Here is an 18,845-nt window from a genome sequence, read left to right on the forward strand (position 1 = left end):
ACTCGGGCATGTCGATCCCCGCCTTGCTCGCCGATCCCGCTGCCTGGGCCGCTTTGGCCACGCTGATCGTCATGGAGATTGTGCTCGGGATCGATAATCTGGTTTTCATTTCGCTGCTGTCGAACAAACTGCCGCCCGCGCAGCGCGAAAAGGTTCGCCGAGTCGGCATCGGTCTGGCGCTGGTGCTGCGACTCGGGCTGCTGTCGATCATCGCCTGGATTGCCGGGCTGGTGCAGCCGGTGTTCGATCTCGGCCTGACCGGTGCGCTCGACGCGCGCGGCGCGCCATCGTTCGAAACCGCGTTTTCGGTCCGCGATCTGATCCTGATTGCGGGCGGCGTGTTCCTGCTGTGGAAGGCGACCACCGAGATCCACCATACGATCGACCGCGACGGCGCGACCGAAGAGAGCAGCGGCAAGACCGGCGCAGCGCTGTCGTTCGGGATGGCGATCGTCCAGATCCTGTTGCTCGACATGGTGTTCTCGATCGATTCGATCCTTACCGCGATCGGCATGACCGACGATCTCCCGGTGATGATCGTAGCGGTGATCGTCGCAGTCGGGGTGATGTTGCTGGCCGCGACTCCGCTCGCCAATTTCATCGCCGCCAATCCCAGCGTGGTGATGCTCGCTTTGGGCTTCCTGCTGATGATCGGTGCGGTGCTGATCGCCGATGGCTTCGGCGTTCACGTCCCCAAGGGCTATATCTATGCCGCGATGGCGTTTTCGGGCGTGGTCGAGGCGCTCAACATCGCGGCGCGGCGGCGCTCCGCGCATTGACCGCCACGGCCGCGACCCCTAGGGAACAAGCCTCTTTTGGGGAGTAGCCACCCGCTTCGAGCGGGGCCTTCGTCAACATAGTCGAATCGCCGTTGAGGTCGGTTCGTGGCGATGGCAGCGGCACGATGTGCCAGCCCGGCCAGACCAACGACAGGACACCGCATTTCGGGCCAGCGGTGGATCCGGTCGTTTCGGTCGCGGCCTCGGGATAGGTTTACATGACGGGTATCATAACACTTGGCGGGCTCGGGCTCAGCCTCTCGGTCGATGCGTTCGCCGCGGCGGTCGGCAAGGGTGCCGATGGCCAATCGAGCCGCTTCCGCGATGCGTTGCGCGTCGGCGTGGTATTCGGCGCGTTCGAGGCGGTGACGCCGGCGATCGGGTGGGCGGTCGGGCTCGCGCTGGCGAGCTGGATCGCAAAGGTCGATCATTGGGTCGCGTTCGTGCTGCTTGGCGGCGTCGGGCTCAACATGCTGTGGCAAGCCTTCAAGCATTCGGACGCGACGGCGGACGAAGCGCCGGCAGCGAAGGGTGGGATCGGGCGCCTGGTGCTCACCGCGCTCGCCACCAGCATCGATGCGACCGCGGTCGGCGTCAGCCTGGCGTTCCTGCACGTCAATATCCTGCTCGCCTGCCTCATCATCGGCGGCGTGACGACGGTGGTCGCGACCGCCGGCGTGCTGGTCGGCAAACATGCCGGACCGTATCTCGGCCGCTATGCCGAAATGCTCGGCGGGGTCGCGCTGGTCGCGATCGGCAGCATGATTCTCTACCAGCACCTCACGGCATGAGCGCTGCCTCGATAAAGGCGCCATTGAGCGCGTCCCGAATCGCCGCTAGGGCCGGATGATGACTGTACATCTTTATGAAGAAGACATTCCCGCCGACCTGTTCGCGCCCGGCGCTGACATCGCGGTCGATACCGAGACGATGGGGCTGATCACGCCGCGCGACCGGCTGTGCCTGGTGCAGCTGTCCGATGGTGGCCCCGACGAACATCTCGTGCGGTTCTCGCCCGACAGCGATTATGCCGCCCCGAACCTGCGCGCGCTGCTGGCCGATCCGGCGCGCGTCAAGCTGTTCCACTTCGGGCGGTTCGATCTCGCCGCGATCAGCCATTATCTCGAAGTGACCGCGGCGCCTGTGTACTGCACGAAGATCGCCTCGCGGCTGGTGCGCACCTATACCGATCGCCACGGTCTCAAGGAGCTGGTGCGCGAATTGCTCGGCCAGGACATTTCCAAGGCGCAGCAATCGTCCGATTGGGGCGGCCCGGTGCTCAGCGAGGCGCAGAAGGACTATGCTGCGTCCGACGTGCGCTATCTTCATGCGATGCGCGAGGAGCTCGATCGCCGTCTCGCGCGCGAAGGCCGCACCGAACTGGCGCAGGCGTGCTTCCAGTTCCTGCCGTGGCGCGCCGAACTCGACATCGCCGGCTGGCCGGAAGTCGACATCTTTGCGCACATGTGATGCCAGCCACGGCGGGGAGCAGCCCTATGTCTGACGCGCGTGCGATCCGCGATTCGCGCAAGATCTGGGCCGCGCCGGGCAGCAGCCATGACCGCGTGATCGGCACGCTGCGCGTCGTGCTGCCGATTCTCATCGGCGTGCTGGCGGCGTTCGTCGTGGTTTTGCCGCTCTATTCGGGCGGCGACGTCAGCTTCCTGCTCGACAAGAAGAAGGTCGAGGTCGCCAAGGAGCGGCTGCGCGTCCAGTCGGCGAGTTACAAGGGCGAGGACGACAAGGGTCAGGCCTTCGCGCTGACCGCCGGCTCGGCGGTGCAGAAGAGCTCGGCCGAGCCGATCGTCAAACTCGAGAAGCTGACGGCGGAAATCGGCCTCAAGGACGGCCCCGCCAACATTGTCGGCGAGCATGGCCATTACGACATGGACAAGCAGCAGGTGACGATCGACGGCCCGGTCCGCGTCAACGGCAGCGGCGGATACCGCCTCGTCACGCAGGATTCGACGGTCGATCTCAAGACCCGGACGATGAAGAGCGGCGGCGCGGTGACGGGCTCGGTGCCGCAGGGCACGTTCAGCGGCAATCAGCTCAATGCCGATCTCGTCACCCATATCGTTCGGCTCGATGGCAATGCGCACTTGCAGATCATCCCGCGAAAGAAGAGATAGTCCCGATGCAGCGCCTTCCCGCCTTTCTCGCCTTTTCGCTCGCTCTGTCAGGAGCGGGCGTCGCGAGCGCGCAGACGGCGCACAATTCGGCCGCACCGATCAACTTCAGCGCGGATCACATCGAACTGCAGGACAAGGCAAATCGCGCTTTGCTCTCGGGCAACGTCTCGGTGAAGCAAGCCGAGATGACGCTCAATTCTGCGCGGATGACGGTCGCCTATACCGGGCAGGTGGTCGATGGCAGCCCGCAGGTCTCGCGGCTCGATGCCGCGGGCAATGTCGTCGTGACGCGGCCGGACCAGACCGCGCGGAGCAATTTCGCGGTCTACGATCTGAACAAGCGCGTGGTGACGATGCTCGGCGCGGTGACGCTGATCCAGGCGGGCAACACCGTCAATGGCGGGCGTCTGACGATCAACCTCGACACCGGTCGCGCGGTGATCGACGGCTCGTCGGTCGGCGGCGGCAAAGCCGGGACGACGACGAGCAGCGGCGGTCGCGTCAGCGGGACCTTCTCGGTCCCCAAGCGTAACTGACGCGGAAGCGGGGCAATTCGGCGCCCGCTGCTATCCCGCGCGACGGGAACGGCGTATAGGCATGCACGAAGCCTGCCAGATGCCGTACGGTTAACCCTTCGGTAACTCTAAACTGCGAGCACGCCCCGATGAGCGACACCATGACCCTCGACACCGCGCCGCCGATCGCCGAGCTGCCGGTCAATGACGGGCTGTCGGTCGTGTCGATCGCCAAGTCGTACGACAAGCGCAGCGTGCTGACCGACGTGTCGGTGTCGGTCGCCAAGGGCGAAGTGGTCGGGCTGCTCGGGCCGAACGGTGCCGGCAAGACGACCTGCTTCTATTCGGTGATGGGGCTGGTGAAGCCCGATTCGGGCCGCATCATGCTCGACGGCAACGACATCACCGGCCTGCCGATGTACCGCCGCGCAATCCTCGGCTTGGGCTATCTCCCGCAGGAAACCTCGATCTTCCGCGGGATGACGGTCGAGCAGAACATTCTCAGCGTGCTCGAGCTCGCCGTGCCCGACAAGGCGCAGCGCGCGCTCCGGCTCGATACGCTGCTCGACGAGTTCGGCCTGACCCGCCTGCGCGATTCCCCATCGATGGCGCTGTCGGGCGGCGAGCGCCGCCGCGCCGAGATCGCGCGTGCGCTTGCCGCCGATCCGTCGATCATGCTGCTCGACGAGCCCTTCGCGGGCATCGATCCGCTGTCGATCGCCGACATTCGCGATCTGATCTGCGAGCTCAAGAATCGCGGGATCGGCGTGCTGATCACCGATCACAACGTGCGCGAGACGCTCGAGATCGTCGACCGCGCCTACATCATCTATGACGGCCGCGTGCTGTTCACCGGCTCGCCCGCCGAGCTGGTGGCGGATGCGAACGTGCGGCGGCTGTATCTCGGCGAGGGCTTCTCGCTCTGACCCTATGACACTGGCAGCCCGGCCTCGCTTTTCCCTCCGTCACCTCGGCCTTGTGCCGGGGTCCACTGCGCGGCTTGATGCGCGCTTGGAATTTCGAGGAATGCCGGCGCGGCACGGCGAACCGCGGCACGCGGCCGCGGTGACGGCGGATATTAGAAGCCGGTGAGTCTCGCTCCACGTCTCGACCTGCGTCAGTCGCAATCGCTGGTAATGACGCCGCAGCTCCAGCAGGCGATCCGGCTGCTCGCGCTGTCGAATCTCGAGGTCGAGGGCTTCCTTGCCGAGGAAATCGAGCGCAACCCGCTGCTCGAGGCGAGCGCCCCGGAAGACGACGGCCCGACGCAGGAACGTGAGGCCGAAGCGCCGATCCGCGACGAACCCGCCACCGCCGATGAACTGCTGCTGGGCGGCGGCGATTCGGGCGAGGCCTCGCTCGACGTCGATTTCACCGCCGAGAGCTTCCACCATGACGGCCCCTCCGATCAGGCGGGCGGGGCAGGTATGGACGGATCGCTCGGCCTCAACGGCGCGAGCAGCGGCGGCGGCGTAGGCGAGGACGGCCCCGATTTCGACGGTTTCGCCGATACCGGGCTCAGCCTGTCGGACCATCTGCTCGCGCAGGCCGGCACCGCCGTCGACGGCGCCGACCTGTTCATCGCCGCGCATCTGATCGATCAGATCGACGAATGCGGCTATCTCACCGCGTCGCTGCTCGACATCGCGACGCGGCTCGGCGTGCCGCTGGTGCGCGTCGAGCAGGTGCTCGGCATCATCCAGACCTTCGAGCCGACCGGCGTCGGCGCGCGCGATCTCGCCGAATGCCTCGCGCTGCAGGCCAAGGAAGCCGATCGCTACGATCCGTGCATGGCGCGGCTGATCGATCATCTCGATCTCGTCGCGCGCGGCGATCTCGGGCGGCTGCGGCGGCTGTGCAACGTCGACGACGAGGATCTGGCGGACATGATCCGCGAATTGCGCAAGTACGATCCCAAGCCCGGCTGCCGCTTCGGCGGCGAGCCGACCCAGGCGGTGGTGCCCGATCTGTTCGTCGCCAAACGTAAGGACGGCTGGGGCATCGAGATCAACGCGGCGACCCTACCGCGCGTGCTGGTCAACCGCAGTTATTATACCGAACTGTCGAGCGCGCGCGGCGACAAGGCGTCGAAGGCGTGGCTCGGCGACATGCTCGCCAGCGCCAACTGGCTGGTCAAGGCGCTCGACCAGCGCCAGCGTACGATCATCAAGGTCGCCGCCGAGATCGTGAAGCAGCAGGAAGGCTTCTTCCTCAACGGCGTCGCGCATCTCAAACCAATGACGTTGCGTCAGGTGGCGGACGCGATCGAGATGCACGAATCGACGGTGTCGCGCGTCACCAGCAACAAATATCTGTCATGCGCGCGCGGGCTCTATGAGCTCAAATATTTCTTCACCTCGGCGATCCAGTCGTCCGAGGGTGGCGACGCGGTGTCGGCTCAGGCCGTGAAATCGGCGATCAAGGCGCTGATCGGGGCTGAGGGCGACAAGATCCTGTCGGACGACACGCTGGTCGAACTGCTCAACGCCAAGGGCTTCGACATCGCGCGGCGCACGGTCGCAAAATATCGCGAGGCGCTCGGGATCGGATCGTCGGTGCAGCGCCGGCGGGCGCGCGCGCTGGAGGGCGCGTAAGGAGCGGAGCCGGCCCGCCGAGGTCAGGCCGGCGGCAAGCTCAGCGTGCGGTCAGCGCGACGTCGCGCGCGCAGGGCGCGCTTGGCGACCTGGTGCGACCAGACGGCATCGCCGGTCGGCGTTTCGAGCATCGCATTGTCGAGCGTGAGCGCACGGCGCAGCGCGGTATTAGCGTCGGCGGCGCGGCCCGCGCGCTGATAGGCGGCGGCGAGTTCGATCGCGACACCGCCATCGCGTGGCGACAGTTGCGAGACGGTTTCGAGCGTGCGCACGGCTGCGGCGGGATCGCGCGACGGAGCGGCTGCGGCCGGAGCGACAGCCGCGCCTGCGACAAGGATGGCGATAGCGAATTTCAGGGTCATGACGAGTCTCCTATTGGCTTGTTACAGAATGATGACACATTTGCTGCACATCTGTGAAGCTAAAATTTCACTTACGTGAAAATGTGGAATCTACGGGAATGGGGGGCGATGATCGCGATCGACATGATCGAAGTCGGCGTTGGCGCGTTGGGGGTCCGGCTCGTTCGGAGCCATGAAGGAATCGAGAATGCGTAAGGCAATCATGGCGGCGCTAGCCGCGACGTTGACGGTGAGCGCGGCGCTGCCGGCGACCGCCCAGGTCAACCTGCGCCAGCGGAATCAGGAACGTCGGATCGACGCGGGCGATCGCTCGGGCAAGCTGACGCGCGTCGAAAGCGCACGGCTGAGGGCGCAGCAGCGCTCGATCGAGCGGCTCGAGGCACGCCAGCGCGCACGCCACGGTGGCCGCCTGACATCGGCCGACAAGCGCATGATCCACGATCGTCAGGCCCAGGCCGACCGCGCGATCACGCACCAGAAGCATGACAGCCAGCGCGGGCGCAACCACCTGAAGCTGTAAGACGCGCGGTGGCGCTGCCGGCTATTTGGCCGGCGGCGCTGCCTTCGGCGTTCCCGCCTCGCCGATCAGCGCGCCGAGCGCGGTCGAATCGGCGAACTTGCCCAGTTGCTGCAGCTCCTGCTGAACCAGCGGGTCGCTCATCAGGCCACGCATGGCGACGCTGCCCAGCGTTCCGAAGCTCGCCTCGATCGTCGAAATGCCATCATATTTGATCGCTTCGAGCGCTTGCGGGCGGCAGTCGACCGTCAGCACCCGATTGAAATACACGCCGGTCCGGCGATTGAAATCCTCGCGTTGCGTGGGTGTTATCGTCGACAAGGCCTTGACCGCGGGGCCCGCCGATATCGCCGAGAAGACCCATTGCACCAGCAGCGTCTGGTCAGCCTGCGAACTGTGATCGACCAGGCATTTCGACAGAGCATCGCCGAAGCTGCTGGCGTGGGCCATCGTCGGCGTGACGGCGGCGAGAAGCGCACCCGCCAAACAGGCTCGCATCGACCGCTTCATCATGCTGCTTTCCCCAAAACCCGAGCATTATCTATGCTTGCCGAGCAAGGCCGTCCAGCGTGATCGCTCAGTCGTCCTCATCCTCATAACCCGACAGCGCGAGCGCGCGCGCCTTGATCTGGCGGGTCTGGCACCAATGCACCAGCGCATCCTCGCGGCCGTGCGTTACCCACACTTCCTTGGGGGCGATCTCGGTCAGCGTATCGGTCAGTTCGTCCCAATCGGCATGGTCGGAGAGGATCAGCGGCAATTCGACGCCGCGCTGCACCGCGCGCTGCCGCACCCGCATCCAGCCGGATGCCATCGCGGTGATCGGATCGGGCAGCCGCCGCGACCAGCGATCGGCGAGCGCGCCGGGCGGGGCGATCACGACATGTCCCATCATCTCGGCCTTGCTGGCGACCGTCGCTGGGCGCAGGTCGCCGAGCTCGACGCCATGCGCCTGATAGAGCGCGCACAGTTTCTCGAGCGCACCGTGGATGTAGATCGGCGCGTCATGCCCGCGCGCGCGGAGTTCGGCGATCACGCGCTGCGCCTTGCCGAGCGCGTATGCGCCGACCAGTACGCAGCGCGTCGGATTGGCGTGGAGCGCGGCGGTCAGTTTATCGATTTCATCGCCCGTCTCGGGGTGGCGAAAGACGGGCAGGCCGAACGTCGCTTCGGTGATGAACACGTCGCATTTGACGGGCTCGAAACGCGCGCAGGTCGGGTCGCCGCGGCGCTTGTAATCGCCCGACACGACAACGCGCTCGCCGCGATATTCCAGCAGGATTTGCGCCGAGCCGAGCACGTGGCCGGCGGGAACGAAGGTGGCTTTGACCTCGCCGAAGGTATGGCTGGCGCCGTACGCGACGGGGTTTCCGGCTTGCGGGCCGTAGCGCGCGTCCATGATCGCGAGCGTCTCGGGCGTCGCCCATACGGCTTCATGGCCGCCGCGGGCATGGTCGGCATGGCCGTGCGTGACGAGCGCGACGGGGGAGGGGCGTGACGGGTCGATCCACACGTCGGCGGGCTTCACGTAGATTCCGTGCGGGTGGGGATCGATCCAGTCGCCGAGCTTTGCCATCGGTGACTATATGGGTGGGACGCGTTTGAGTTCCATCGAGTGTGCGGAGGGCTCGCTCAACTCCCTCTCCCTTTGGGAGAGGGAAGGGGCCCGCTCGGCGCAGCCGAGTGGGAAGGGTGAGGGCAGTTACGAAGCGCTGCCCTCACCCGACCTCGCTGCGCTCGGCCACCCTCTCCCACAGGGAGAGGGAATTGGGTGCGCCTTGGATTGGCCCTATTGCTGTAGGATCGATGCAGGATGACTTGCGTACCCTTGCTCTCCGCCCTACCAACCCGTCATGGTGCCAGGATGGTCGCCCTCGCCATAATCGCGCTGGCGACGGCCACCCCCGGCACCGCCGCACATGCCGATGCGCTCCAGGCCCGGATCGTCGCGACGGCCCGCGCCACGCCGACGGCGCTCCATGCCTTTCGTCGGACGCTGTCGTTCGAGCGGACCGGCGCCCCGCGCACGACCTATGTCGAGCAATTCGATCCCAGCCGCGCGGCCGCAGAGCGCTGGTCGCTGATCAGCATCGACGGCCGCGCGCCCACGCCCAAGGAAATCGCGACGTCGCGCAAGGCCAATCACGGGCCGATCCCGTCCTACGCAAAACTGGCGGATTGGTTCGGCGGCCCGGCGACGCGCAGCGAAACGGGCGGCGGCGTGCTGTACCGCTTTGCACGGCTGCCCAAGGGCATTTTCAAGATCGGCTCACACGATGCCTCCGCCGACACGCAGGTCGAGGCGCTGGTCAACACCAGCGGCGCGGTGCCGTTCGTCGAGCATGTGCGGATGACGTCGACCAAGAGCTTCAGCGTCATGCTCGTCGCCTCGCTGCGCAGCATCACGGTCGACCAGCGCTATCGCCTGCTCAGCGACGGAACCGCGGTGCCGTCGGATGCGACCAGTGCGCTGAGCGGGGCGATGATGGGCAAGGCCGGGACGATGCGAACCAGCACCACCTACAGCGAGTTTCGCGCAATTCCGTGATCGCGGGCGCGCGGGGCTGGTCATTGGCGCTTCGCGCACCCCATATCGGGGGGTGAGCGTATCCGACCTTCCCGCCCCCATCACCGACTGGTTCGCTGCCAAGGGCTGGGCGCCGCGTGCGCACCAGGTCGCGATGCTCGACGTGGCGCGCGCTGGGCATCACGGCCTGCTCGTCGCGAGCACCGGCGCGGGCAAGACGCTCGCGGGGTTCCTCCCGACGCTCACCGAACTGATCGAGACCCCCACGCAGGGGCTCCACACGCTCTACGTCTCTCCGCTTAAGGCGCTCGCAGTCGACGTCCAGCGTAACCTGCTGACCCCGATCGCCGAGATGGGCCTCGACATCCGCGTCGAGACGCGCACCGGCGACACCCCTTCGGACCGCAAGGCGCGCCAGCGGATCAAGCCGCCGCAGATCCTGCTTACCACCCCTGAATCGCTCAGCCTGCTGCTCAGCTATCCCGACAGCGGCCTGATCTTCGAGAACCTCAGGACGATCGTCGTCGACGAAGTCCACGCCTTCGCCACCGGCAAGCGCGGCGATCTGCTCTCCCTGTGCATGGGCCGCCTGCAACGCCTCGCGCCCGATCTGCGCCGCGTCGCGCTGTCGGCGACGGTGGCGGATGCCGACGGCTACCGCGCGTGGCTCGCGCCCGATGGCGATATCGATACGGTCGATCTGGTGCAGGGCGAACCCGGCGTCCCTGCCAATATCGCGATCCTGCTGCCCGAGGGCCGCGTCCCCTGGTCGGGCCATTCGGGCCGTTACGCCGCCGAGCAGGTGATGGCCGAGATCGAGACGCACAAGACCTCGATCGTCTTCTGCAACACGCGCAGCCTCGCCGAGCTGATTTTCCAGGATCTGTGGAAGGTCAATGCGATGAGCCTGCCGATCGGCATCCACCACGGCTCGCTCAGCCTCGAAGCGCGTCGGAAAGTCGAAGGCGCGATGGCCGATGGCAAGCTGCGCGGCCTCGTCGCCACGGCGAGCCTCGATCTGGGGGTCGATTGGGGCGATGTCGATTGCGTCATCCAGATGGGCGCACCCAAGGGATCGTCGCGATTGCTGCAGCGGATCGGCCGCAGCAATCACCGCATGGACGAGGCGTCGGAGGCGGTGCTCGTCCCCGGCAACCGCTTCGAGTATCTCGAAGCGCGCGCCGCGCTCGACGCGGTCGATGCGGGCGAGCTCGACCCGGACGTGTTCCGCATGGGCGGGCTCGACGTGCTCGCGCAGCATATCATGGCGTGCGCCTGCGCTGCGCCGTTCCGCGAAGCGGATATGCTTGACGAGATTCGCTCGGCCTTGCCCTATTCGGCGCTGACCGACGAGACCTTCCATCGCGTGCTCGGCTTCATCAGTGACGGCGGCTATGCGCTGAAAGCCTATGACAAGTTCAAGCGGCTGACACAGGATGCCGACGGTCTGTGGCGCGTCAGCCATCCCAAATTTGTTGCGCAGCATAGACTGAACGCCGGGATCATCGTCGAGGCGACGATGCTCACCGTCCGCTTCAAGAACGGGCGGTCGCTCGGCAAGGTCGAGGAGGGTTTCGCCGCCACGCTCAGCCCCGGCGACACCTTTTTTTTCGCGGGCATGAGCCTCGAAGTCATGGGCATGGACACCGAGGACCTGCTCGTCCGCGCAACCGCCCGCCCGGCGCGGATCCCGACCTACGGTGGATCGCGCATGGCGTTGTCGACCAACCTCGCGCAACGCGTCCGCGGTTTCCTTGCCGATCCCGCCGAATGGCCGCGCTTTCCCGACGACGTGCGCGAATGGCTCGAGATGCAACAACGCCGCTCGACCCTCCCCGCGCCCGGCCAGCTGCTGGTCGAAACCTTCCCGCGCGAAGGCCGCCACTACATGGTCGCTTACAGCTTCGAGGGCTGGAACGCGCATCAGTCGCTCGGCATGCTCGTCACGCGGCGGATGGAGACGATGGGGCTGAAGCCGATGGGCTTCGTCTCGAACGACTATGCGCTCGCCTGTTACGGGCTCGAGCCGATCACCGATCCGCAGGCGCTCTTCTCGCCTGACATTCTCGAGGACGAGTTTGTCGACTGGGTCCAAAGCTCGGCCTTGCTGAAACGCGCCTTCCGCGAGGTCGCGGTGATCGGCGGCCTCGTCGAGCGCCAGCATCCCGGCAAGCGCAAGACCGGCAAGCAGGTCACCTTCTCGACCGACCTGATCTACGACGTGCTGCGCAAATACGAGCCCGGCCACCTTCTGCTCGAAGCCGCCTGGGCGGACGCCCGCGCGCGGATGACCGATGTCGGGCGCCTGGCGGACCTGCTCGACCGCGCCGCCGACACGATGCTGCACGTCGATCTCGAACGCGTCTCGCCGCTCGCCGTCCCCGTGCTCACGCTGATCGGGCGCGAGAAGATCGCGACCGGGCTCGCCGACGACGCGCTGCTGATCGAGGCCGAGGCGCTCGCCGAGGAGGCGATGCGGCTCGATTAGCCATGCTTGTCGTGCAGCCGAAACGGGCGTAGTTTGCCGCCATGAATCCGGTTCTGCTGTCAGCTGTTCCGATCGCCGCGGCGCTGGCCCAGCCTCAACCTGCGCCAACGCCGCCACCTGTTTCTGCTGCGCAGCAAAATCCGCAGCAAAGTTCCGCCGAACAGCTGGATTTCCTGAGCGATGGCTTGCGCATGAGCGTGCCTGTTACGATCGGTGCGGACGGTCCCTATCGCTTCGTCGTCGATACCGGAGCCGAACGCACCGTGATCGCCCGCGAACTCGCTGGCGCGCTCGGCCTCGCGCCCGGCCGCAGCGTCCATATCACCGCCATGGCCGGCTCGGCGCAGTTCGCCACGGTGGTGATACCCGATCTGCGCGTCGGCAGCCCGTCGACGGGCGCGCAGCTCAGCGGTACGCGGATCGAGGCGCCTGCGCTGACCGGGCGCAATCTCGGCGCGGCCGGGCTGGTCGGGATCGACACGTTGCAGGGCCATGCCGTGTCGATCGATTTTGCGCGCGCAACGATGCACGTTACCCCCGCCTCAAAGCGCACGCGGAGCGAACGCTTCGGCGCCGATGACATCGTCGTGCGCGGCCGGAGCCTGTTCGGGCAGCTCGTCGTCACCAACGCATCGTATCGCGGGCGCAGCGTACGCGTCGTGATCGACACCGGCGCCGATATCAGCGTCGGGAATCTCGCGCTGCGGCGGCTTCTTCCTAGGGGCGCTGCGCTGCCGCAGATCAGCGTGACAAGCGTGACCGGCGCAGTGTTGCAGGCTGATTATGCACTGCTCGATCGTGTCCGCATCGGCGAGATCGCGCTCGGCAACGTCCCCGTCGCGTTCGCCGATGCCGCGCCCTTCGCGCGGCTGGGCCTTGCCGATCGCCCCGCGATGCTGCTCGGCATGGATGCGTTGCGGTTGTTCCCGCAGGTGCGGATCGATTTCGCCAATCGCGAGGTCCGCCTTGCGCAGCCCAAGGCCGCGCCCTGAGCGCGCTCGCCATTCGGGCAGCAAGGACAGACCCGTTGCGTTCCCCCGCCACCGCGTTTAGCCTCGCGTCAAACACAGGGGGCCTTCATGTTCGCACGCGTCACCACGATCCTAGCGACTGCTCTGCTCGCCACCACCGCGTTCGTCGGCGTGGCCAACGCGCAGGAGCGCCCTGACCAGAAAGCCTATCTCGGCCTCTACAAGGAGCTGGTCGAGACCAACACCACGCTGTCGAGCGGCAGCTGCACCATCGCCGCCGCGCAGATCGGCGCGCGGCTCAAGGCGGCGGGTTTCGCCGATGCCGACCTCACCTATTTCAGCGTGCCCGATCATCCCAAGGAAGGCGGCCTCGTCGCGATCCTCAAGGGAAGCGATGCCACGGCCAAGCCGTTGCTCCTTCTCGCCCATCTCGACGTGGTCGAGGCCAAGCGCGAGGACTGGACGCGCGATCCGTTCAAGCTGATCGAGGAAGACGGCTATTATTACGCCCGCGGCAGCACCGACGACAAGGCGATGGCGGCGATCTGGGCCGACAGCCTGATCCGCTTCAAGGCCGAGCATTACCGCCCCAAGCGCACGATCAAGCTCGCGCTCACCTGCGGCGAGGAGACCACCTTCGCCTTCAACGGCGCGCAGTGGCTCGCGCAGAACAAGCCCGACCTGATCGCGGCCGAATTCGGCCTCAACGAAGGCGGCGGCGGCCAGATGACCGACGACGGCAAGCGCCTCGCGATGTTCATGCAGGTCGGCGAGAAAGCCGCGCAGAACTTCACGCTCATCGCCACCAACCCCGGCGGCCACAGCTCGCAGCCCGTCCCCGACAATGCGATCTACCAGCTCGCCGACGCGATCGAGGCGATCCGCGCCTACGAATTCCCGATCACATTCACCGACACGACGCGCGCCTTCTTCAAGGGCGCGGCACAGGCGCAGCCGCCCGAGATGCGCGACGCGATGCTCAAGCTCGTCGCCAACCCTGCCGACTCCGCGGCGGACAAGACCGTCAGCACCGACAAGACCTTCCACTCGACGCTGCGCACCACTTGCGTCGCGACGCTGCTCAGCGCCGGCCATGCCGAGAACGCGCTCCCGCAGCGCGCCACCGCCAACATCAACTGCCGCATCTTCCCGGGCGAGACCGTCGAGGGCACGCTCGCCAAGCTCCAGCAGCTCGCCGGCGCCGCGGTGAAGGTCAGCGCCAACGCGCCGATCCGCCCCGTCGCGGTGCCGCCCGCGCTCGACCCCAAGGTGATGCGCCCGGCGCAAGCCGTTGCCGCCAAGCACTTCCCCGGCCTGACGATCCTGCCCTTGATGTCGACCGGCGCGACCGACGGCATCTTCTTCGAGGGCATCGGCATCCCGGTCTACGGCGTGCCGGGGATCTTCATGACCGGCGACTTCAACCGCGCGCATGGGCTGAACGAGCGGATCAACGTGAAGTCGTTGTACGATGGGCGGGATTATCTGTTCGATTTGGTCAAGGCCTACGCCGGCTAGCGGCCGATCCGCCGCACCCTCCAACCGTCACCCCGGCCTCGTGCCGGGGCCCACCGCGCCGCATGTGCTGCGTCGGCAGGACGCGTCCCGGTGGACCCCGGCACAAGGCCGGGGTGACGCAGGGGGGGGGGGGACCCACGCCTTCCCAGAAGTGCGCGAAGGCCGCGCTTTGTCCCGAACCTGATCCCGATCAGCCTGAAAAACAAAAGCTTACGCCCCCCATTTCGTCGCCTGAGGCGTTGGGCCGCTTGAACAATCTTCTGCACCCCCGGCGGAAGCATCGAACAATCGGAGACGAAACATGCGCGCATTGGTATGGCACGGCAAAGGCGACGTCCGCGTCGACACCGTCAAGGACCCCGAAATCCAGCATCCGCGCGATGCGATCATCAAGGTGACGGCCTGCGCGATCTGCGGCTCGGACCTCGATCTGCTCGACGGCTATCAGCCGACGATGCAGGCCGGCGACATCCTCGGCCACGAGAATATGGGCGAAGTCGTCGCACTCGGGTCGGAAGTCACCAACCTCAAGATCGGCGACCGCGTCGTCGTCCCCTTCACGATCAGCTGCGGCGATTGCTTCTTCTGCCGCAAGGGTCTGTTCTCGGCGTGCGAGCGCACCAACCCCAATGCCGAGATGGCGATCAAGGCGATGGGCCATTCGCCCGCCGGCCTGTTCGGCTTCAGCCATATGCTGGGCGGCTATTGCGGCGGCCAGGCCGAATATCTGCGCGTGCCGATGGCCGATATCGGGCCGATCAAGGTGCCCGACAGCGTCACCGACGAACAGGCGCTGTTCCTCTCCGACATCTTCCCGACCGGCTATATGGCCGCCGAGAATGCGCAGATCGAACCCGGCGACACGGTGGCGATCTGGGGCTGCGGCCCGGTCGGCCAGTTCGCGATCCGCTCGGCGCTGATGCTCGGTGCCGGCCGCGTCATCGCAATCGACGAAGTCCCCGAGCGGCTGCTGATGGCGCAGGCAGGCGGCGCCGAGACGATCGATTTCAGCGAGACCGAGAACGTCTATGACGAGCTGCAATTCCGCACCAAGGGCCGCGGCCCCGACAGCTGCATCGACGCGGTCGGCGCCGAGGCGTCGGGCCATGGCAGCTTCGATGCGGTGCTCGACAAGACCAAGGCGGCGGTCGGCCTCGCCACCGATCGCATCCACGTGCTGCGCGAGGCGATCATGAGCTGCCGGATGGGCGGCACGGTGTCGATCCCCGGCGTCTATGTCGGGATGGGCGACAAGGTGCCGCTCGGCGCGATGATGAACAAGGGGCTGACGATCAAGACCGGCCAGACCCACGTCCAGGCCTATACCGCGCCGTTGCTCGCGCGGATCGAGGCGGGCGACATCGACCCGAGCTTCGTCGTGACGCACCCGGCGAGCCTCGAGGATGCGCCCGAGATGTACAAGAAGTTCCGCGACAAGGAAGATGGGGTGAGCAAGGTGGTGTTGCGGCCGTAACGCGCGCTGCGATCCATTGCGCTGAGAACCGCCCCTCGTCGGCTATGCCGGCGGGGGGCGTCTGGTGGATGCAGATCGCGCCGCGATGGGGATGGCCGGAGCACGGCTCCGCCAAAATCAAACCGTAACCTGCTCCCCCAACTCCAGCACCTTCCCCGGCGGGATCCGCAAAAAGTCGGTCGGGTCGCTCGCATTGCGCTGCAGGAACATGAAGATCCGGTCCTGCCACAGCGGCATGCCCTGGTCGGCGGCGGGCTTGATCGTGTTGCGGCCGATGAAATAGCTCGTCTTGGCGGGGTTGAGCGACTTCTTGTGGCTCACCGCCTCCAGCCCCAGGTCGCGCGGCACGTCGGGCGATTCCATGAATCCATAGGTCAGCACGATGATCGTGAAATTGGCATCGACCGGGCGGATCTCGGCGCGCTCGTCCTGCTCGACCGAGGGGCGGTCGGCGGTGCGGATGCTGCAGATCAGGTTCTTCTCGTGGAGCACCTTGTTGTGCTTGAGGTTGTGCAGCAGCGCGCCCGGAGCGCTGTCGGGGTTGGCGGTGAGGAACACCGCGGTCCCCTCGACGCGCTCGGGCGGGCGCTTGGCGAGCGCTGCCGCCAGGTCGGCGAGCGGGACGCTCTGGCGCAGCTCGAAAGCGCGGACGATCCCGCGCCCGCGGTTCCAGGTGTAGATGACGAGCCCGATCACCGCGGCGACGACCAGCGGCACCCAGCCGCCCTCGATCACCCGGAGGATGTTCGCGCCGAAAAAGATCAGGTCGAGCGTCAGGAACGGCAGGATGACGGCGAGCGCGAGCGGGCGCCCCCAGTTCCAGCGATGCCGCACGACGATGTAGGCGAGCAGCGTCGTCACCACCATCGTGCCCGTCACCGCGATGCCGTACGCCGCGGCCATTGCCGAGGAGGTGCGGAACTGGATCACCAGCATCAGCACGCCGACCAGCAGCAGCCAGTTGATCGAGGGGAGGTAGATCTGCCCGGCCTGCGTCGCCGAGGTCTGGCGGATGCGCAGGCGGGGGAGCAGTCCGAGCTGGATCGCCTGCTGCGTCAGCGAGTACGCCCCGGTGATCACTGCCTGGCTGGCGATGACGGTGGCCATCATCGCGAGCACGATCAGCCACGGTCGGATCCCCTCGGGCGCCATCAGGAAGAACCAGTCCTGGTTGACGAACGGCTTGCCCGCGGCAGCCGCAGCCTCGAGCGCGTTGAGCGCATAGGCGCCCTGGCCCAGATAGTTGAGGATCAGGCACGGGAAGACGAGCACGAACCAGCCGATGCGGATCGGCAGCACGCCGAAATGGCCCATATCGGCGGTCAGCGCCTCGGCGCCAGTGACGGTGAGGAACACCGCGCCGAGCACGAACAGCCCGGTCACGCCGTGCGTCGCGAGGAAGATCGCGCCGTAATGCGGCGAGATGACGCGCAGGATCGAGGGTTCGTCGGTGATGTGCCACAGCCCGAGCGCGCCGATCGCAAGGAACCAGACGATGCAGACGGGGCCGAACAGCGCCGAGACGCTCGCCGTGCCACGGCTCTGGATGAAGAAGAGCGCGACGAGGATGACGATCGTCACGCCGAGGATCACCGAATCGGTGAACATGCCGTCGAGACCCGGGATCGTCTTGAGCCCCTCGACCGCCGAAAGCACCGACAGTGCCGGGGTGATGATCGCATCGCCATAGAAGAGCGAGGCGCCCGCCGCGCCGAGTACGAGCGCGATCAGCGAACGCTTGCCGAGCGCACGCCTGGCGAGAGCGGTCAGCGCGAGCACGCCGCCTTCGCCCTGATTGTCGGCGCGCATCAGGAAGATAACGTATTTGACCGTGACGACGAGGATCAGCGACCAGATCGCAAGGCTCAGCACGCCGAGGATCTCGGTCGGGTCGAGCCCGTCCTTGGCGGTCAGATTGAGCGCCTCGCGGAAGGCGTAGAGCGGGCTGGTACCGATATCGCCGAACACCACGCCGATCGCGCCGACCGTCAGCGCGACGAGGGCAGGGTGCGGGGTGGTTTTTGCAGCATTGCTGTCAGTGGCAGAGGTCATAAGCAGGTAATGGCTCGCCGAGGAGGACGGCGCGCTTTACGCCCGTTACGCCTTTGCGCAAGCGGTTTGACCGGCGCGGGGCATGGTTGGGCGGGACAGCGTTGCATGGCTGCATCGATTGCGACATAGGCTGGGGCATGGTTCCCTTTTCGTTCGCCCCTCTCAGCTTCGGGGGCCATTCCTTGCTCGCGTTGCGCAGCGGCGCCCTGTTCTGGCCCGAGCGTGGCGCGCTGCTGGTGGCCGACCTGCACTTCGAGAAAGCGAGTTGGTTCGCCGGCCGCGGGCAGATGCTGCCGCCGTATGATTCGCTCGCGACGCTCGCCGATCTGAGCGCCGTGGTCGAGGCGCTCCGGCCGCGCGAGATCTGGTGCCTGGGGGACAGTTTTCACGATCCCAAGGGCTGCGAGCGCTTACCCGCCGCAGCGCAGGCGACACTGCGCAGCATGACGACGGCGGCGCGCTGGACCTGGATCACGGGCAATCACGATGCGGGGGCCGAGGCGGGGCTGGTCGATCATTGTGGCGGCGTGGTGCTCGACGAGGCGGTGGTCGACGGGCTGGTGCTGCGCCACGAGGCGTGCACCAGCGAGACGCGGCCCGAACTGTCGGGCCATTTCCATCCCAAGCTCCGGCTGCGCGTGCGCGGTCGCAACGTCTCGCGGATCTGCTTCGTCGCGACGCCAACAAAGGTGATCCTGCCCGCGTTCGGCGCACTGACCGGCGGGCTTGACGTCGATCACCCCGAGATCATCCGCGCCGTCGGGCCGGGGGCGGAGGCGCTGATCCCGGTCGAGGACAAACTGCTGCGCTTCAAGGTTGCGGCCTAGCGGGCCAAGAAAGCCCCTCCCCTTCAGGGGAGGGGTTGGGGGTGGGGAAGTGCCTCGCAGAGAGCAAGCGCCTGTTACTTCCCCACCCC

At 66.7% G+C, this 18,845-nt stretch carries 18 protein-coding genes; 14 read left to right on the plus strand and 4 right to left on the minus strand.

The window, feature by feature from the left end; genetic code table 11:
* Positions 1 to 8 precede the first annotated feature (8 nt).
* From ACVWYO_RS12545 to rpoN, 7 genes are all read left to right on the plus strand, one after another.
* The gene (locus ACVWYO_RS12545; protein WP_457351227.1) at positions 9 to 779 is read left to right on the plus strand and encodes a TerC family protein; all 771 of its coding nucleotides are present in this window, start codon (positions 9 to 11) and stop codon (positions 777 to 779) included.
* A gap of 218 nt (positions 780 to 997) precedes the next feature.
* Positions 998 to 1,570, plus strand: a complete 573-nt coding sequence (locus tag ACVWYO_RS12550; RefSeq protein ID WP_457351229.1) for a manganese efflux pump MntP — start codon at positions 998 to 1,000, stop codon at positions 1,568 to 1,570.
* 58 nt (positions 1,571 to 1,628) lie between these two features.
* The gene (locus ACVWYO_RS12555) at positions 1,629 to 2,249 is read left to right on the plus strand and encodes a ribonuclease D (protein ID WP_457351231.1); all 621 of its coding nucleotides are present in this window, start codon (positions 1,629 to 1,631) and stop codon (positions 2,247 to 2,249) included.
* Positions 2,250 to 2,275: 26 nt separating this feature from the next.
* Entirely contained in the window at positions 2,276 to 2,911 is a 636-nt protein-coding gene (gene lptC, locus ACVWYO_RS12560) for an LPS export ABC transporter periplasmic protein LptC (RefSeq protein ID WP_457351234.1), read from the plus strand.
* A 5-nt stretch (positions 2,912 to 2,916) separates the two neighbouring features.
* Entirely contained in the window at positions 2,917 to 3,447 is a 531-nt protein-coding gene (locus ACVWYO_RS12565) for an LptA/OstA family protein (protein WP_457351237.1), read from the plus strand.
* A gap of 128 nt (positions 3,448 to 3,575) precedes the next feature.
* The gene (gene lptB / locus ACVWYO_RS12570; RefSeq protein ID WP_140852293.1) at positions 3,576 to 4,352 is read left to right on the plus strand and encodes an LPS export ABC transporter ATP-binding protein; all 777 of its coding nucleotides are present in this window, start codon (positions 3,576 to 3,578) and stop codon (positions 4,350 to 4,352) included.
* A 162-nt stretch (positions 4,353 to 4,514) separates the two neighbouring features.
* A complete protein-coding gene (gene rpoN, locus ACVWYO_RS12575) occupies positions 4,515 to 6,020 on the plus strand; it encodes an RNA polymerase factor sigma-54 (RefSeq protein ID WP_457351239.1) in 1,506 nt (501 codons plus the stop codon).
* A 23-nt stretch (positions 6,021 to 6,043) separates the two neighbouring features.
* On the opposite strand, the gene ACVWYO_RS12580 is transcribed toward rpoN, so the two are convergent.
* A complete protein-coding gene (locus ACVWYO_RS12580; protein ID WP_457351241.1) occupies positions 6,044 to 6,382 on the minus strand; it encodes a tetratricopeptide repeat protein in 339 nt (112 codons plus the stop codon).
* A gap of 187 nt (positions 6,383 to 6,569) precedes the next feature.
* On the opposite strand from ACVWYO_RS12580, the gene ACVWYO_RS12585 reads away from it, so the two are divergent.
* Complete coding sequence (locus tag ACVWYO_RS12585; protein WP_457351243.1) at positions 6,570 to 6,902, plus strand: hypothetical protein; 333 nt, start codon at positions 6,570 to 6,572, stop codon at positions 6,900 to 6,902.
* A gap of 21 nt (positions 6,903 to 6,923) precedes the next feature.
* Here the strand turns inward: ACVWYO_RS12585 and ACVWYO_RS12590 are convergent, their stop codons facing one another.
* Both ACVWYO_RS12590 and ACVWYO_RS12595 read right to left on the minus strand, forming a co-directional pair.
* Positions 6,924 to 7,412 carry a hypothetical protein gene (locus ACVWYO_RS12590; RefSeq protein ID WP_457351245.1) on the minus strand — a complete coding sequence of 163 codons (489 nt, stop codon included), beginning with the start codon at positions 7,410 to 7,412 and terminating at the stop codon, positions 6,924 to 6,926.
* A 64-nt stretch (positions 7,413 to 7,476) separates the two neighbouring features.
* Positions 7,477 to 8,475 carry a ligase-associated DNA damage response exonuclease gene (locus ACVWYO_RS12595; protein WP_457351247.1) on the minus strand — a complete coding sequence of 333 codons (999 nt, stop codon included), beginning with the start codon at positions 8,473 to 8,475 and terminating at the stop codon, positions 7,477 to 7,479.
* A gap of 288 nt (positions 8,476 to 8,763) precedes the next feature.
* On the opposite strand from ACVWYO_RS12595, the gene ACVWYO_RS12600 reads away from it, so the two are divergent.
* The 5 genes from ACVWYO_RS12600 (at position 8,764) to ACVWYO_RS12620 (ending at position 15,877) form a co-directional block, all read left to right on the plus strand.
* Positions 8,764 to 9,447, plus strand: a complete 684-nt coding sequence (locus tag ACVWYO_RS12600) for a hypothetical protein (protein WP_457351249.1) — start codon at positions 8,764 to 8,766, stop codon at positions 9,445 to 9,447.
* 52 nt (positions 9,448 to 9,499) lie between these two features.
* Positions 9,500 to 11,914, plus strand: a complete 2,415-nt coding sequence (locus ACVWYO_RS12605) for a ligase-associated DNA damage response DEXH box helicase (protein ID WP_457351251.1) — start codon at positions 9,500 to 9,502, stop codon at positions 11,912 to 11,914.
* A gap of 191 nt (positions 11,915 to 12,105) precedes the next feature.
* A complete protein-coding gene (locus ACVWYO_RS12610; RefSeq protein ID WP_457351253.1) occupies positions 12,106 to 12,906 on the plus strand; it encodes an aspartyl protease family protein in 801 nt (266 codons plus the stop codon).
* An 87-nt stretch (positions 12,907 to 12,993) separates the two neighbouring features.
* Complete coding sequence (locus tag ACVWYO_RS12615; protein ID WP_457351255.1) at positions 12,994 to 14,403, plus strand: M20/M25/M40 family metallo-hydrolase; 1,410 nt, start codon at positions 12,994 to 12,996, stop codon at positions 14,401 to 14,403.
* Positions 14,404 to 14,704: 301 nt separating this feature from the next.
* On the plus strand, positions 14,705 to 15,877 hold the full coding sequence (locus ACVWYO_RS12620; protein WP_457351257.1) for a zinc-dependent alcohol dehydrogenase: 1,173 nt from the start codon (positions 14,705 to 14,707) through the stop codon (positions 15,875 to 15,877).
* A 117-nt stretch (positions 15,878 to 15,994) separates the two neighbouring features.
* Here ACVWYO_RS12620 and ACVWYO_RS12625 read toward each other — a convergent pair whose 3' ends face one another.
* On the minus strand, positions 15,995 to 17,929 hold the full coding sequence (locus ACVWYO_RS12625) for a potassium transporter Kup (RefSeq protein ID WP_457351259.1): 1,935 nt from the start codon (positions 17,927 to 17,929) through the stop codon (positions 15,995 to 15,997).
* A 137-nt stretch (positions 17,930 to 18,066) separates the two neighbouring features.
* On the opposite strand from ACVWYO_RS12625, the gene pdeM reads away from it, so the two are divergent.
* Positions 18,067 to 18,756, plus strand: coding sequence for a ligase-associated DNA damage response endonuclease PdeM (pdeM, locus tag ACVWYO_RS12630; RefSeq protein WP_457351261.1), 690 nt, complete (start codon positions 18,067 to 18,069; stop codon positions 18,754 to 18,756).
* The last annotated feature ends 89 nt before the right edge of the window (positions 18,757 to 18,845 follow it).

The sequence above is a fragment of the Sphingomonas sp. UYP23 genome, from assembly GCF_054059235.1.